At 35.8% G+C, this 17,250-nt stretch carries 13 protein-coding genes and 1 riboswitch; of the genes, 3 read left to right on the top strand and 10 right to left on the bottom strand.

Going from position 1 to position 17,250, the window contains the following annotated elements; genetic code table 11:
* Window positions 1–53 precede the first annotated feature (53 nt).
* A riboswitch (cobalamin riboswitch) is annotated at window positions 54–315 on the top strand.
* 48 nt (window positions 316–363) lie between these two features.
* A complete protein-coding gene (locus BLQ66_RS09260) occupies window positions 364–1,608 on the top strand; it encodes a hypothetical protein (RefSeq protein WP_074521915.1) in 1,245 nt (414 codons plus the stop codon).
* Between the two features lie 113 nt (window positions 1,609–1,721).
* On the opposite strand, the gene BLQ66_RS09255 is transcribed toward BLQ66_RS09260, so the two are convergent.
* The 6 genes from BLQ66_RS09255 to BLQ66_RS09230 all read right to left on the bottom strand — a co-directional run bounded on the left by BLQ66_RS09255 (window position 1,722) and on the right by BLQ66_RS09230 (window position 8,534).
* Window positions 1,722–2,570, bottom strand: a complete 849-nt coding sequence (locus tag BLQ66_RS09255; protein ID WP_074521914.1) for an ECF transporter S component — start codon at window positions 2,568–2,570, stop codon at window positions 1,722–1,724.
* A gap of 1 nt (window position 2,571) precedes the next feature.
* On the bottom strand, window positions 2,572–4,335 hold the full coding sequence (locus tag BLQ66_RS09250) for an ABC transporter ATP-binding protein (protein ID WP_074521913.1): 1,764 nt from the start codon (window positions 4,333–4,335) through the stop codon (window positions 2,572–2,574).
* On the bottom strand, window positions 4,328–5,221 hold the full coding sequence (locus BLQ66_RS09245; RefSeq protein WP_074521912.1) for an energy-coupling factor transporter transmembrane component T: 894 nt from the start codon (window positions 5,219–5,221) through the stop codon (window positions 4,328–4,330). The genes BLQ66_RS09250 and BLQ66_RS09245 overlap by 8 nt, the downstream gene beginning before the upstream one ends.
* A gap of 12 nt (window positions 5,222–5,233) precedes the next feature.
* On the bottom strand, window positions 5,234–6,112 hold the full coding sequence (locus tag BLQ66_RS09240; RefSeq protein ID WP_074521911.1) for a DUF4430 domain-containing protein: 879 nt from the start codon (window positions 6,110–6,112) through the stop codon (window positions 5,234–5,236).
* Window positions 6,113–6,497: 385 nt separating this feature from the next.
* Window positions 6,498–7,415, bottom strand: a complete 918-nt coding sequence (locus tag BLQ66_RS09235) for a DUF3881 family protein (protein ID WP_074521910.1) — start codon at window positions 7,413–7,415, stop codon at window positions 6,498–6,500.
* Window positions 7,416–7,436: 21 nt separating this feature from the next.
* Complete coding sequence (locus tag BLQ66_RS09230) at window positions 7,437–8,534, bottom strand: HD-GYP domain-containing protein (RefSeq protein WP_074521909.1); 1,098 nt, start codon at window positions 8,532–8,534, stop codon at window positions 7,437–7,439.
* A 488-nt stretch (window positions 8,535–9,022) separates the two neighbouring features.
* Between BLQ66_RS09230 and adhE the strand changes: the two genes are divergently transcribed.
* Complete coding sequence (adhE, locus tag BLQ66_RS09225) at window positions 9,023–11,659, top strand: bifunctional acetaldehyde-CoA/alcohol dehydrogenase (RefSeq protein WP_074521908.1); 2,637 nt, start codon at window positions 9,023–9,025, stop codon at window positions 11,657–11,659.
* A gap of 63 nt (window positions 11,660–11,722) precedes the next feature.
* A complete protein-coding gene (locus BLQ66_RS09220; RefSeq protein WP_074521907.1) occupies window positions 11,723–12,490 on the top strand; it encodes a phosphotransferase family protein in 768 nt (255 codons plus the stop codon).
* Window positions 12,491–12,730: 240 nt separating this feature from the next.
* Here BLQ66_RS09220 and BLQ66_RS09215 read toward each other — a convergent pair whose 3' ends face one another.
* The 4 genes from BLQ66_RS09215 to BLQ66_RS09200 form a co-directional block, all read right to left on the bottom strand.
* Window positions 12,731–14,200, bottom strand: coding sequence for a family 43 glycosylhydrolase (locus tag BLQ66_RS09215; RefSeq protein WP_074521906.1), 1,470 nt, complete (start codon window positions 14,198–14,200; stop codon window positions 12,731–12,733).
* A 100-nt stretch (window positions 14,201–14,300) separates the two neighbouring features.
* Entirely contained in the window at window positions 14,301–15,590 is a 1,290-nt protein-coding gene (gene serS / locus BLQ66_RS09210) for a serine--tRNA ligase (RefSeq protein WP_074521905.1), read from the bottom strand.
* Window positions 15,591–15,715: 125 nt separating this feature from the next.
* Window positions 15,716–16,273 (bottom strand): DUF4446 family protein, encoded by a 558-nt coding sequence (locus BLQ66_RS09205; RefSeq protein WP_027431101.1) that lies wholly within the window; start codon window positions 16,271–16,273, stop codon window positions 15,716–15,718.
* Window positions 16,274–16,322: 49 nt separating this feature from the next.
* The gene (locus BLQ66_RS09200; protein WP_074521904.1) at window positions 16,323–17,249 is read right to left on the bottom strand and encodes a ParB/RepB/Spo0J family partition protein; all 927 of its coding nucleotides are present in this window, start codon (window positions 17,247–17,249) and stop codon (window positions 16,323–16,325) included.
* Between the last annotated feature and the right edge of the window lies 1 nt (window position 17,250).

The following is a 17,250-nucleotide window of genomic DNA, read 5'->3' as shown; positions in this document are numbered from 1 at the left end:
GTCTATTCTAACCTAATGGTATTATATCTAATATTTAGAATATAATAAAGCGTTTTTCTAATTGACTTGCTAGAACTATATCTGTAAACTTAGATTGCGCGCAAGGAATACGGTAAGAATCCGTAACAGCTCACTCTACTGTATTTTGCTACATTTGATTATAGATATTACTACTTGAATTACTTGCTTTGATCTAAATCCACTGAGTACTTTTTTAAAATTTATCCTCAAAATTATACTAGAAATTTTACTTGGGAAGGTTAATCAAATGGTTACGCATTAAGTCAGGATATTTGCCAGCAAATCAAAAAGTCGCCTGGTGAGAGGTTTAGACTAAGATGATTAATCATCGGGAGGAAATTTATGAAAAAAATGAAACGTAGCCTTTCATTTATTGCTGGACTTTTACTAGTTTTTGGCCTTGTTTTTAATCAGGCTAGCACTACATTTGCAGCAATCAATGAAAGCCAACCAAGTCTATCAGAAGTAACTAGTTTAGCTAAAGAAACCGCTAGCTACGTACTTTCAGAAGATAGCGCACTTTTAACTAATGTTTCAAGTTCTTCTGAATTTAGAATAATTTCTAGAGACTTAATTCTTGCAAACCAGGTTGGTTTAGATGTAACAAGTCAGATTGAAACATTTCTTGAAACAGCTAAGACTTTATTTGCTGAGGGTGGCTTACTTAACGAAGCCTCTAACACAAGTGGTTACTATGCTGCTAATTACGCAGAATTAATTGAACTTGTAAATATTGTAGGTCAGAATGCAAGTAACTTTAATGGAGTTAATCTCTACACTGTATTTAATGATTCTTTAAAGGATACTACAGTTGCTAATCTTTCAGACAGCAATTATTTAAACCCATACTTAATTAGTGAATTACATGCTTGTCTTAAAAGCTATAGCGCTAATTTTGCTGATTATGAAACTATTAATGCAAATTTAAATGCAGCCCTTATGGCTATTACAGACGCTAATGGTGTTGTTTACTGGGGTTATTCTGCTGATAATGATGGTAATGTTTTATCCGGATTTACAGATTTTTATAACTCAAACTCTGAATTTGCTGCAATTATTGATTCACTTGTAGCAAAACACACATCTACAACAGCAACAAGCGATGGAACAATTTATACAGATCCAGAAACTGGTGCCGTTTATTCATGGGGTGCCCTAAATCCTGATTCAACAGCTCTTTCTTTAGCATTCCTTTCAGAATATGGTGATGCAACTGCAGCAGCTATTAAGTATAACGCTCTTGTAGAAAACTTTAAGTCATCTACAACAACTGGAGCTTTTACATATTCTGGATATGATAGCATTTACTCTTCAAGAGATGCCTTAACTGGTCTTGCTGCATATCTTCAGTATGGAAATTTAGTTGATGCAACACTAGATACTAACACAGAAACTGAAACTGCTACAGCTAATTCAGTAGAAGCTAGCCAAGTTGCAGCTGATCAAGATACTGTTTCTACATCAGAAACTAGTGCTTCAGATGTAAAAGCAGCTGATAATTCTATGGCAAATGTTTTCGTAATTCTTATGGCAGCTTCAGCAGTACTTTTAGTTGTTACAACTAAGAAAAACGCAAAAGTTATGTAGAATTACTATGATTTAAACTTGAATAGATAAAATAAAAGAGATAGATGAAATTTACTAATCCTAGTAGTTATAATTAATTTCATCTATCTCTTATTTTTTGTAAAAATACGACATCAATACATACCGTACTTTATCTTTATTCTTTCTAGTTTCTGAGTTATCCCATCACACATTAAAAAGGAGCAAATACTTGCTGCAAAGGCATGGCTTAAATCATAGGGGACGCCAGTAATATACATAAGTTTCAGGCTCTCAAGGGAGATATAAGATTTGCCCCCGCCTATAAAGGTTGAGCTTGTAATTAAAGCTGCAAAATTCATGATTCCGCCATAGATTACAAAAACCACCACAAAGGTAAATAAACTGACAGTCACCACATTTGTAGGAATCTTTCTTTTATGAATTATGATATAGATTAGAATCCCAATTAGTCCAAAGATATAAAGTCTAAAGCCAAAGAAACTCTCCCCTTCATCTCTTGTAAATAAATAGATTATAAAGCCTATTAATTCAGAAAAGATTATTATTACAAGAGGTTCTAGGCTTGCTCTTAAACCCGTATTAATATTGCTTTTTAGCAGTTCCTTTTTATCTGTAAAATGTCCGATTAATTCAACTTTTGAGAAGGCAATTCCTGATATGGCGCCAATAAGGCCCCATGCCAACATTTGCCAAGGTGTCCACATACCCTGCCCCATAAAGAAATTACATACAAATCTTGCAAGGGCTCCAACTAGGAAACCTGCCTCTGCTCCAAGTCCTATTCCAGATAGAATTACTAGGGAGGTTCCTGCGTGCAGTGGGATTGTATAAGCTGATATTAAATTTGCCACAACGCTTAGTGCTGACATCATAGCGATTAAAACCACTTCTCTTGCCTTTAGCTTTTTTCTTTTATAGTGAATTGCCAAAGGAATCATAGATAAAATCAGCACAAAACTCGATATTAACCAATAACTCATATTACCAGTCCTTTGAAAGATTATTTATTTTATCAACGTCTGATAGCTTAATGCAATTTTTGAATAAATCAGACATAATTCTATTAACGCTTGTTGTAAAAAACATATTACCAGAGAAGAATTTTCTTACTTTATCTCTGCTTGCAATGTTCTTATCAAAGAGTAAAGCGCAGCTATTAGCGTGATTAGCCGCCCATTCAAGGTCATGTGTCACTAGTAAAATAGTCATCTTTTCACTTTTAACTAGTCCCTCTAATCTCTTTGCTAATTCTTCCTTAAAAAATACATCTAGGCCTTTAGTTGGCTCATCTAATAATAAAATGTCTGGCTTCATAAGAAGCACCTTTGCTAGGGCAAGTTTTTGAGCCTCGCCTCCACTTAAATCGTAGGGATGCATTTTCCTTGCAAATAAAAGTCCCATACTTTTAAGACTGTCCTCTACAATTTGCTTCTTCTCCTCAAGACTTAAGCCCTTATAAAGAGCCGGATTAGACATTATTACCTCTGCTAACTCCTCTTCTAGACTAACTTCTGTAAAGATGGTTAGAGGGTTTTGAGGTAGGGCAATAAGGCGCTTATCCTTCATGTATTTAATCTTACCAGACTTTGCTTTATAAACCTTTGTAATAAGCTTTAAAAGTGTGGATTTACCCGCTGCATTACCTCCAAGTATAGCTGTAATCTCCCCTTCATTAATATCTAAATTAAGATTTGAAATTACATCCTTATTGGAATCTTTGTAAGAAAAGGACAAATTCTTAATTGAAATAATCGGACATTTCTTATCTGCTTTCTTATCTGCTTTATTTTCTGTATTTTTGAGAGTATTATCTGCCTCTGCTTCAGAATCTTCTAGGAACTTTTCCACATTTTTTCTAATATTATCTGGCATATCCACAAATTCATTGTTTATCCACCTTCTAACTTGTGGAATAGTGATTTTATCTGTCTTGCCTGAGAGTTTTTCATAAACTAAAACAGGCTTTGGAAGAGACATTTTTAGCTCACTATTTAATTCATTAAGTCTTGTTATTAATCCATCTTTATTGCCTGCATAAATAAGCTTTGAAGCGTCTAAGGCAAACACAGTATCTGCCCATTCGAATACATTTTCCAAATTATGCTCAATCATAATAATGCTTGTGCCAAGGTCCCTATTTAGTGACACAATCTGGTCTAGGAATCGCTTTGATGCCACTGGATCAAGCTGAGCTGTAGGTTCATCAAGAAGTAAAACTTTAGGTCTTGTAACCATAACTGAGGCTAGATTTACTAGCTGCTTTTGGCCTCCTGATAGTGTATTAGTCTTTTTCTCATACCAACTAGAAATGCCAAAATACTCAGCCATCTCAGCCACTCTACTTCTAATGCTACTGTTATCTAGACCAAGGTTTTCAAGGCCAAAGGCAAGTTCATGCCAAACTGTGTCTGTAACAATCTGATTATCTGGATTCTGGCTTACAAAGCCGATATTTTCCGTCTGACTTCTTTGGTCCATCTGACTTATTTCCTGGCCTTTAAAGCTTACGGTTCCGCTATATTTACCTGCTGGCATAAGGCTTGTTTTTAGCATCTTAAGTAAGCTAGTTTTTCCAGAACCTGACTTTCCAATCACAAGGTTTATTGTGCCCTCAAACACCTTTAAATTAATGTCTTCAAGGGCTAGTCTATCGCTGCCGCTATATGAGAAGCTAAAGTTTTTAAATTCGATAATATTATTCTCGTTATTATTTCTATTAATTTCTGTATTAAAATTATCAGTCATTATTCATCGCCTCCCATATCTTATAGATAATTTCCTGAATAATTGGCAATAGGGCAAGAACTACAAAAACTATAAGCCCTAATATATTGAAAATGTCCCATTTATTCAAAATTATCACAGGTAAATAATATACTCTAAAGCCCTTAGTTACTAACACTGCAATCATGTAGACTAGAGCTACGCTTTCTAAAATCATAAGTCCTATATCTAGGCCTTTAAAATTGAATCTATTGTAACTTGTTCTGCCCTTTAGGCCATAGCCTCTACTCTCCATAGAATTAGCCGTCTCTATGGAGCTCTCAAGGGACCATCCCACAAGAATTGAGACTTCCTTAAGCCTATTTCTAATAGTGGCTATATGGCCCGCATTTGGCCCTATACGGCCCATTGCAATCTCACCCTCATGTATTTGCTCTAATCGCTCTCTCATAAGGGGAATGAAGCGTAAAATCATTGTAAAAAAGAGACCTAGTGTTGGAGATAACTTCCCGAACAGGTAGTATATTTTCTCAGAATCTAGTAGCTCTCTTAAAACCATGCACCAAACCACTCCTGCGATTAACATAAGGCTTACAATGCCACCATAGATGTAGTTTTCCTTATAGACTGCGGATTCATTTACATAAAAAAGGACGGTCTGGCCTGTGTGATAGAAAAGGGGCTGAATTAAAATCATAAATATAAGAATTGGTATGCTAAAAAATATGATAAATGATAACTTAGCCTTTTTTCCTTTTAAGAATATTAAAACCACAATCCCTGAAATAAGTGAAAGAGAAAGTAATAAAGGATTAAGGCTACTCATAGTTACAATTAGCATGCCAAGAATGTATATTAATAGCACCAAAGGATGCATCTTTGTAAAAAATGGACATCTACTATTCATCTTGCCTCTCCTTTAATATCCTTTATAGTCTCCCCAATTAGTGGTATACCACCAACAAATGTAATCACCGTCTGTTAGTTTTTTTGCGCCTGCTCCTACGTTTATTAAATTAGTGTTGTGATTTAAGTAGTAGGTCCAACCACTGTAATCTGCCGAGCCTCCAAAAATCTTCTCGCCAAAACCTGCAATTTGTGAAACATAGCCTCCACTATTAGTAATTGAAATTCCGTTTTTATTAGCTACTGCCACAAGGGCATCTAGTACTGTTGAACCCTCTTCAAGATAAAGAGTTTCATAGGCAATATCACCATTAGATGGGATGCTTGCCTTAACTGTATCTGATAATCTGCTGTAATTGCCCTCTTCAAGAAGCACAGCTACTGTAATTCTAATAGTTACTTTAATGTAGCTCTTGCCTGAATTAGTTGAACTAGAACTAGTTGTGTTAGAATTGCCAGCAGATGAACTTTCTGAGGCGTTTCCTGAACTGCCTGCTTCACTGCCTGTCAAACTTTCCGAAGCACTAGCTGCATTATCAGTTGTAGTTATACTAGAACTTTCATTAGCACTATTTCCACTTTCAGTTCCTTCACCAGTTTCTTGGCCCTCTATGTCCGTTTTATTCAAATCTGAAGAGCTTGTGGATTCCCCTTGTTCATCTGTCACTGCTCCAATATCACTAGCTATATCTTCTAAATTACTATCCGACTCATCATCTAGATTCTCTTCATATTCCTTTGCCAAAGATTCCTGCTCGCTAGCAATCCTACTAGCGTCCTCATTGTACTGCTTCACGCTCCTAAATCTAAGGTTTGCCGCAACTGTAATTACAAGGGCTAGGACAATTATAACGCTTCCTATGAGCTTAATATTTCTATACTTATTAAACATATTTTTTCTTTCTTAACTTAAAGGATAAATTTGCCTCTTACATTAAATTATAGTAAAAAAGGGCATGAGATTTAGCTTATAAATCTTATGTCCCTTCTACATTTCTATTGCTTTCTTAATTAAAATGTTCCCACCCAGAGTCGAACTGGGGATTGAGACTTAGGAGGTCCCCGTTATATCCACTTAACTATGAGAACATAAAGCTTTAAGCCTTGTTTAAAGGCTAATTGGCTTACGCATGCTATTTTATCACACAGTAAATTCGTGGTCAACTTCTACAAAATACTTAATTATACTTGTGACTTAGATTTACATTTTCAAAGATAAAAGCACAAAAAAACTAGCTACAAAAAAGTAGCTAGTTACTATTCTTATTAGCTTTCTCCTAGAATTTTACATTACCCTGTAACCAAATCTGGCCCTTAAATCTTCTGCCAATTTCTGGCTCGCCTAATAAGTGCTTTGCGTTAATGGCTGTAGTAATTACAAGACCGTTGCAGTCTAGAAGCATTATGTACATTTTCTCACCAGTATAAATATTCTCCTCGACTTTAAGTTCAAGGATTTCGCCAACAACTGAGTATTGGTCGCACTCCACGCCACATGGCATAAAGGTTGAGTCAATAATTGTGAAAATGTCCTCCTTAGTGATTCTTTGTGAGAGCTCATTGTACTTGTCCATATCCTCTATGGTTAAGCTCTCAATGGCGTTCTCATCGCCTTTTTTAGCGGCCTGAATAAGGTTCTTTCTTGACTCTTCTTCCTTAGCTGATCTCTTAATCTTCTTTTTCTTTGCTGTTGGAAGAAGGATTAAACCACCAAGAGAGAGGGCTGTTAGGGCCACTTTTTTATTTCTAATTGCCTGCTTTGAAATGGCATTTCTCACGTCTGGATTGAACTTTTCAAGCTTAAATTCCTTGCCACTAAAGAGATAGTCGAAATAATCCATTACATTTTGCAAATAAAAAATCAGGGTAACGCCCGTCTTTAGCTCATCGCAAATCACAGCGTAGGATTCCTTATCCAAATGTCTCTCCACCATAAGTTCTTCATTATCCGTTACTCTAGTGCCCACAACAAAAGGATAATAATATTCGTACTTAAAATTATCACCATCGTATCTACCAAAAATGTAGAGGCCTGTGGACTCACTTAGGCGCAAAATTATCACGCCTCTATCTAGCTTTTCATGTCTTACGACAAATCCTTCTTTTAAACTTTCCTCAATACCTAATTTAATGAATTCTTCTTCCTTTTCGGAGGTCAAATCACTAAATCCCACGGCTCTAGTATATATGTTCATAAAATCACTCGTTTCTATAATTTATTCTGTATCAACAATGAACATTGTGAGCTCTGTCATAAGATTCTTCTCAATATTTTCTTCGTATGGTGTACCATCTGCGTGGAAGGTCATTTTTATAACAGGTCTATCTGTATATTCACGATTCTGCCTTATTACCACGCCCTTTTCACCCTTATCAGTAATTACTGTAATGCCAACAGGGAAGGCTGCCACGGAGTCTAATAATTTTTCTGTAATAGCCGCGTCAAATGTAGTTCCTGCGTGCACCTTCAGATACTCAATGGCCTCATAAATCTTTAATTTTCTGTTTCCGATTCCACTTATGAGACTATCAAATTCATCACATATTGATACGAGTTTTACCTCTGACCTTAGTTTATCACCTGTTTGCTGAAAAGGATAGCCTGAACCATCAATTCTTTCATGATGAAGTAAAATAATCTCCTTTGCCACATCTGTTAGCCAAGTTTCATCCTGAATAGAACTATAGCCAAATATAGTGTGTTTCTTGTATTCAATGGCATCTTTGTCGGACATATCGGACTCTGTCACATTTATATAAGGTACCTTAATATAGCGCAAACCTATATCGTGAAGGATTGCACCAAGAGATACATTTCTAACCTGCTTCTCGCTCATTCTTAGACGTAGAGCCATAATTGTAGAGAGGGAGCACACATTTATACAATGAGTATACATATCTGTACTGACATTACGAATTTCTGTAATGTTAGTAATAACCTCTGGTTCTTCAAGTACTGAGTCGATGATTCTCTCCGCTTCTCTTCCGATCTGCTTAAGTTCCTCATTGTGTTTGTAAATGTGCTTCTCTAACACAGATTTGATTACTTCTCTAGAATTTTCAATTGTTTCCTCAACCTTATAAACATGTACAGGTTCCTCTTGTTTAGGAAGTTCTACATGATTTTCTTCCTTAGTTTCATTAACAAGATCGTCCTTAATATAGACTTCATACAAACCTATATTGTGGATACGGTTTATTAAATCACTTGTGAGCACCACATCTGCGTGAATTAATACGATGTCGTTGTCAGAAACTACAGGTAATGCCAATATTTCATTGCCTTTTAAGCTATCTACACTCACCTTTTTCATAGCCTACCCCACTTAATGCTGCATTTGATCTGGTTTATAAAATTATCACGTTCAAGTACTTTATATTTATGTATACCTTTTGTTAATTTTTTAGCATAAAAATATAGCTAGCACTTGCAATTAATTATAAAATAACATATATTTAATAATATATCAATTAGTTGTGGAATAAAAAAAATATTACTAGTAAATGTACAAATTTTTAGGTGAAATTGCTTGTTATTTTTTTAACAGTTTCTATTGACACGGTTTATTTCTCATGGTATATTGACCTTGTTAATTAATTATCAAACTTTGTTAGAAAAGTAACTTTATCCTTTGAAGCTACTTTTTACCTAAATTAGGAGCGTAAAGCGCTGCTTACGTTTCTAAAGAATTTATTTACGATATGAAATATAGACCTCCCTTAATTAGCAACAACGTTTTATCTATATTTCTTTATCCGGGTCGTAAGTCAAATTTATAGGCAGCGCAGAAATGAGGAGATTATGTCAGAGAAACAGAAAACATTAGTCGTTGACACAGTCGAAGCTCTTGAAGAAAAGCTTAATTCAGTAAGAAAAGCTCAGCGTGAATTCGCTACATTTTCTCAGGAACAGGTAGACAAGATTTTTAGAGCAGCAGCTCTTGCAGCTAACAAGGAAAGAATTCGTCTTGCTAAGTTAGCAGTTGAAGAAACAGGAATGGGTATCGTTGAAGATAAGGTTATCAAGAACCATTTCGCTTCTGAGTATATCTACAATAAGTATAAGGACACAAAGACTTGTGGTGTTCTTGAAAGAGATACAGCTGCTGGTATTACTAAGATTGCAGAGCCTATCGGTGTTGTTGCTGCTGTTATTCCAACAACAAACCCTACATCAACTGCTATTTTTAAGACATTAGTAAGTTTAAAGACTCGTAACGGTATTATTATCAGTCCTCACCCAAGAGCTAAGGGTTCAACAATTGAAGCTGCTAGAGTAGTTCTTGAGGCTGCAGTTAAGGCTGGTGCTCCAGAAGGTATCATTGGTTGGATTGATGTTCCATCTCTTGACTTAACAAATATGCTTATGAAGGAAGCTGATATCATCCTTGCAACTGGTGGTCCTGGTATGGTTAAGTCAGCTTACTCATCAGGAACTCCTGCACTCGGTGTTGGTGCTGGTAACACTCCTGCAATCATTGATGAAACAGCAGATATTACATTAGCTGTTAACTCAATCATTCATTCTAAGACATTTGATAATGGTATGATTTGTGCTTCAGAACAGTCAGTAATCGTTGATAAGAAGATTTACGATGCTGTTAAGAAGGAATTTGAAGACAGAGGATGCTATTTCTTAAATAAGACAGAAACAGAAAAGGTTAGAAAGACTATCCTTATTAACGGTGCCTTAAATGCTAAGATCGTTGGTCAGAAGGCTGCTACTATTGCTGGTCTTGCTGGTGTTAAGGTTCCAGAAGATACAAAGATTATTATCGGTGAAGTTACTTCAGTTGATATTTCTGAAGAATTTGCTCATGAGAAGCTTTCACCAGTTCTTGCTATGTACAAGGCTGATGACTTCGAAGATGCTATGGATAAGGCTTCACACTTAATCGCTGATGGTGGTTTTGGTCATACTTCTTCACTTTATATCAACATTCCTACACAGCAGGAAAAGATTGCTAAGTGGTCAGAAGCTATGAAGACTTGCCGTTGCTTAATTAACACACCTTCTTCACAGGGTGGTATCGGTGATATTTACAACTTCACTCTTACACCTTCACTTACTCTTGGTTGTGGTTCTTGGGGTGGTAACTCAGTTTCAGAAAACGTTGGAGTTAAGCACCTTATTAATATCAAGAATGTCGCTGAGAGGAGAGAAAATATGCTTTGGTTTAGAGCACCTGAAAAGGTTTACTTCAAGAAGGGTTGTCTTCCAGTAGCTCTTGATGAATTAAAGAACGTTATGGGTAAGAAGAAGGCCTTCATCGTAACTGATCAGTTCCTTTACAAGAACGGTCATATTAAGAACATTACAGATAAGCTCGATGAAATGGGTATCCAGTATACTTGCTTCTATGATGTAGCTCCAGATCCAACACTTGCTTGTGCTAAGGCTGGTGCAGAAGCTATGAGATTATTTGAACCAGATACAATCATTGCTATCGGTGGTGGTTCTGCTATGGATGCTGGTAAGATCATGTGGGTTATGTATGAGCATCCAGAAGCTGACTTCGAAGATATGGCAATGCGTTTCATGGATATTAGAAAGAGAATTTACACATTCCCTAAGATGGGTGAAAAGGCTTACTTCGTAGCTATTTCTACTTCATCTGGTACAGGTTCTGAAGTAACTCCATTCGCAGTTATTACAGACGAGCAGACAGGTTTAAAGTATCCTTTAGCTGATTACGAATTACTTCCTAATATGGCTATTGTAGATGCTGATATGCATATGACACAGCCTAAGGGCTTAACAGCTGCTTCAGGTTTTGATGCATTAGTTCACGCTTTAGAGGCTTATGCTTCTATTATGGCTACAGAGTTTACAGATGGTATTTCTCTTAAGGCTATTAAGACTATATTTGATTATTTACCATCAGCTTATGAAAATGGTGCTAACGACGCTAAGGCTAGAGAAAAGATGGCAGTAGCTAGCTGTATGGCTGGTATGGCCTTCGCTAACGCATTCCTTGGTGTTTGCCACTCTATGGCTCATAAGCTTGGTGCTTACCATCACTTACCACACGGTGTTGCAAATGCAATTCTTCTTACAGATATTATGAAGTTTAATGCCGTTGACGTACCTACTAAGATGGGAACATTCCCTCAGTATCAGTATCCACATTGTAAGGAACGTTACGTAGAGGTTGCTGAATTCTTAGGTATCCAGGGTAAGAACGATGATGAAAAGTTCAACAAGCTCATCGATAAGATTGAAGAACTTAAGCATACAATCGGTATTAAAGATACAATTAAAGATTACGGCATTGAAGAAAAGGATTTCCTTGCTACTCTTGATGAAATGTCAGAGATGGCCTTCGATGATCAGTGTACAGGTGCTAATCCAAGATATCCACTTATCAGTGAAATCAAGGAAATGTACATCAAGGCTTACTATGGTAAGGTTGTTGATATCACAAAGAAGACAAAGTAATTATATTTTAGATTAGAACAAAGCTTTTTATGGGGACTATTTAGTAGTAGAAAGGATGAGCACATGAAAAAATTAATAGCTGAAAATAAGTTAAAATCCGTTTATTTAGACGGTAACAAGGTAACTAAGGTTTTTGACAAGAAGTATAATAAGTCAGACGTTTTATATGAAGCTCTTAATACAGCTCGTGTAGAAGATGCTGGGGCAAAGATACCTAAGCTTTTATCAGTTGATGTAGCTGATGGACAGTGGAGTATCACAAGTGAGTATGTAGAAGGACCAACTCTTACTGAGTTAATCAAGAAGTATCCTGCTAAGGTTGATGAGTACATCAACAAGATGGTTGAATACCAGGTTGATTTCCAGAAGAAGTCTAACCCATTACTCTTAGTATTAAAGGACAAGCTTCATAGACAGATTGATTCTTTAACAAATATCGATAGCTCAACAAAGTATGAGCTTGAGACAAGACTTGATTCTATGCATAATCATACAAAGCTTTGTCACGGTGATTTTTGTCCAGATAACATTATCGCCGACGTAGATAAAGATGGTAACATCAAGTCTCTTACAGCAGTTGACTGGGTTCATGCAACACAGGGTAATGCTTCTGCTGATATTGCAAATACTTATCTTTTACTTAAGCTTCAGTATGGTGAGGCAAGTGATATTGCTGATAAGTATATGGATGCTTTCTGTAAGGCAACTAACACACAGAAGACATATGTTACTACATGGCTTCCAATTGTAGCTGCAGCTAGATTAGCTAAAGACAAGAAGGAAGAAAAAGACTTGCTTGAGAAGTGGATTAATGTCGTTGATTTCCAGTAATATTAATCTCCTTTAAATATAATAATGTGTAATAGATTTGATATTAATTTCTTCTCATTTCAACACAAGAAAACGCTCCTAGCCAAGCTAGGGGCGTTTTTGATTTTATATTTTTCATCTGAAAATGTATCTATTATTGATTCTGTAAATTGGTAAAATTTACTGTGTAATTTTCAGACATTTTTTAATGATTTCTTTTGTAAATTTTAGACATTATATCAATTTGTTCTTTTGTAAAATTTAGACCTTTTTAAAACTAAAGTCCTTAAATTCAAATTCACCCTCACCCTCATATTTAAAGAATATAGCGAATATTTCTCCTTCTATTAATGGGAATTTATCTGTATTAAAACTTGTCCATGTCTCATTTTTACAATTTAACTCAAAGCAAATATTTACATTTTCATAAGTACTATTCTTATAAATAAGCTTTATATTAAATTTACCTTTAGCCTCTCCACGAATTGTTAGATTAAGGGTCATATTAGTGGACTTAGAAAAGTTTGTAAGTGTAGTAGTAGCTGTAGAAGCCGGCAATTCAAAGTACTTATAGCCAATCACACATGTATTATGAATATGTGAAACATACTGGTCTTCTCCTACTTCTCTGTCAGGTCCATCTTGGCTTATTCTAAGGCTATTTAGAGCCTTTTCTTCCTTTTCCTTATAATTTATCCCATCAATCAAATTACAGGCTATATAGCTTGAAATTGTGCCTTTAACTTTTAGTGGACCATCATTTAAGCCACAACTTGTTGCTTCCACTTGTTTAAAGCTGCCATCATCTGCCATATATATTTTCTCTGCAACGGCCTGTCGGCTATATGAGCTAGCATTACTATATCTGTGATCAAAGATGTAGTATTGATTCTTAATCTTAATTAAACTGCCATGAGTATTCCCATTAGGATAAGCTGGCTTATCGGCCGTATAACCATTTATTCCTACATCTGATGTGGAATGTAGCCTTCCTTTATATACAAAATCCCTATCAGGATATTTGCTCATCATATAGTGAAGGCCACCTAGTCGCACTGAATAGATTAGATAGTAATTATCCCCAAATTTACGCATAGAAGGAGCTTCAAAATACCTAGTTTCATCATAGAAATCGTCCTTTCTATTAATGACAACTACAGGCTCTGACTTCATAGTTAGATAGTCATCTTCTATTTTTGATACATGACATCCCACATATTTCCTGCCTAATTCGTCCTCTTCTTGTCGTGGACAAAAGCCAGAATAAAGATAAATCTCCCCATCATCATCCATAAATACAGCCGGGTCAAACTGATAATAATCCCCTGCCTTAGTGCCATAGACGCGTCCATCAGCTAGTGAAACATCCCCTAGGTAACTATATTTTCCTGCAGGCTCATTACAAACTGCGACAGATATTATTGAGGAATGAGCAAGGGAATAATATAGATAAAATCTGCCATCTTTTCCCTTTATCACATCAGGTGCAAATAAAATTTTTCTATCTACCTGCTTTGGATCATCTTCTTTTCTATAAATCACACCTTCATAGCGCCAATTTGCTAGATTATCAATTGATGCAGACCAACAGACATAATCATTTTCACAATAATCCTTTCCTCCGAACTTGTCGTGACTTCCGTACAGATAAACTCTATCTCCAAAGATATGTGGCTCCCCGTCTGGCACATATTCATAACTTGGTAAAAATGGATTCACTGCCTCTTTCATAAAATCCCCCCTATATATATTCATTTTCTTATAAAAAAATCTGCCTATACCCATTGGATATAAGCAGATTAGTTTTTAAATCTATCGATTATCTATTTAATTACTTTGTAGGTACAAGCTCTGTTTTTCCGCCCATATAAGGTCTTAATGCCTCAGGGATAAGAACTCTACCATCTGCCTGTAAATTGTTCTCTAAGAAAGCGATAAGCATTCTAGGAGGTGCAACACAAGTGTTATTTAATGTATGAGCAAAGTACTTATTCTTATCAGAACCCTGAACTCTGATCTTAAGTCTTCTAGCCTGAGCATCGCCTAAGTTAGAGCATGAACCAACTTCGAAGTACTTCTTCTGTCTTGGAGACCAAGCTTCAACGTCAATTGACTTAACCTTAAGGTCAGCTAAATCGCCTGAACAGCACTCAAGTGTTCTTACAGGTACATCGAGTGTTCTAAAGAAATCTACAGTGTTCTGCCATAACTTATCGAACCACATCTTGCTATCTTCTGGCTTACAAACAACGATCATTTCCTGCTTTTCAAACTGGTGAATTCTGTAAACACCACGCTCTTCAATACCGTGAGCACCTTTTTCCTTACGGAAACATGGAGAGAAACTTGTAAGTGTCTTTGGAAGTTCTTCCTCTGGTGTGATTGTATCGATGAACTTACCAATCATTGAATGCTCTGAAGTTCCGATTAAGTAAAGATCTTCACCTTCGATTTTATACATCATTGCGTCCATTTCATCAAATGACATAACGCCAGTAACTACGCTACTTCTAATCATGTAAGGAGGGATGCAATATGTGAAACCTCTATCGATCATGAAATCTCTAGCATAAGCTGTTACTGCTGAATGTAATCTAGCGATATCGCCCATAAGGTAGTAGAAACCATTACCTGCAACCTTACCTGCTGAATCCATATCAATTCCGTCAAATCTTTCCATAATATCTGTATGGTATGGGATTTCGAAATCAGGTACAACAGGATCGCCGTACTTCTGGATTTCAACATTTTCACTATCATCCTTACCAATAGGTACTGAAGGATCGATAATGTTAGGGATTGTCATCATAATCTTAGTAACTTTTTCATTAAGCTCTGATTCCTTAGCCTCAAGTTCCTTTAACTTTTCAGCCTGAGCGTTTACCTGAGCCTTAACTTCTTCAGCTTCTTCTTTCTTTCCCTGACCCATTAAAGCACCAATCTGCTTAGAAAGCTTGTTACGGTTAGCTCTTAATTCATCAGCTTCTGTCTTAGTTGCTCTAGCCTGAGCGTCTAATTCAATAACTTCATCTACTAAAGGAAGTTTTCTATCCTGGAACTTGTTTTTGATATTCTGTTTAACAATATCAGGATTTTCTCTTACAAATTTTAAATCTAACATATTTCCTCATTTCTGCAATTTATGCTTATATATTTTAATTTTAGTGTATATGTTTTCATCTATGTCAATTTAGCACTGATATAGCATTTTTTCAACACTAATTTAGTCTTTATTTATGTGAAAATTTACATCTTATTCTGCTGAACTAAATCATTAACTTCTTTACTTAAGTTTGCATCACCAAGACGTCCTGCAAGTGCCTCGTTTAAGGCCTTTGCCTCTTCATCACCAAGCTCTAAGTAAGACTCACCGCGAACGATTTCCTTAATGTAGGCAAAGCAACCTGTGTTACTGTGCATTACATTTACAACATAACCATTATTGGCCTTATCTAACATACATAGAGCAAAGCTTAACTTTCCGCCCATTTCGTGGAAGGCGTCGTATTTAACTATTCCAACCTTTGTAAATGTGTACTCTAACTTTTCGTAAATATCTTTGATAGATTCAGTATTGGCATCTGCAGTTTCCTTTAAGCCCTTAATATCGCCTGTATACTCTCTGATTAGCTTTTCTATGCTCTTTCCTTCCGAGCCTTCCATCATTAATGTGTACTTCTTCTTCATCTTAGAAGCTTTGACAATAGCTACTATTGCAAGTATAAATGCTATAAGTGTAAATCCTATCATGCCAACTAGCACGTATAGTGTATTTACTTCAAATAAACCAAATACGTCTAACATAATTCTACCTTCCTAATATTTAATTTTGCTAATTTTATTTAGCAATTTATTATTTAACCTTATTAAATAGGTCAATAATACGCTCTAATTCAGCCTGAGAATAATATTCAATCTCAATCTTACCCTTGTTGTTATTCTTATTCTTAATAACAACCTGAGTGCCCATAATCTTCTTAAATTTCTCTTCTAAGTCACGGTAAACAAAGTCATTCTCTGGCTTTGGCTTCTCTACCTTTTCTGGCTTATCAAGTTCACGCATAAGCTTTTCTACATCTCTTACGCTTAACTTCTCATCAAAAATCTTCTGAGCAATAAAATACTGCTTATCCTTATCTTCGATTGTAATAATAGCTCTTGCATGACCACTAGATAATTTACCTTCAACTACCATATCTTGTACTCTTGAATCAAGCTTAAGTAATCTAAGAGAATTTGTAATAGCTGTTCTAGATTTAGATACCTTTTCAGCTACTTCATCTTGTTTTAATCTGTAGTCCTTAATCAACCTCTGATATGCAAGTGCCTCTTCAATAGGATTTAAATCTTCTCTCTGGATGTTCTCAATCAAAGCGATTTCCATAACTTCCTGAGTTGTGTAATCCTTAATAATTACAGGTACTTCCTTGACTCCGGCCATCTTAGCAGCTCTCCATCTACGTTCACCTGCAATAATTTCATAGTAGTTATCCTTCTTCTGAACAAGAAGCGGCTGTAAAATGCCATACTGCTTAATAGATTCTGATAGCTCAATTAATGCATCTTCATCGAACATCTTTCTTGGCTGATCTCTATTAGGCTCTACTAATGAAATCTTTACTTTATTCTCAACAGGAACTTCTTTTACTACTTCCTTAACTACTTCAACTTCTTTAATAATCGGTTCTTTACTACTAGTTTCAACTTCAGGAATTAAAGCACCAATGCCTTTTCCTAAGCCTTTACCTAAACCTTTTGTTGCAGTCTTCTTTGTTGCCATA

The organism is Lachnospira pectinoschiza (genome assembly GCF_900103815.1).
Classification (GTDB): domain Bacteria; phylum Bacillota; class Clostridia; order Lachnospirales; family Lachnospiraceae; genus Lachnospira; species Lachnospira pectinoschiza_B.
The sequence above is the reverse complement of the archived record's forward strand: the minus strand, read 5'-3'. Positions and strand labels throughout refer to the sequence as shown.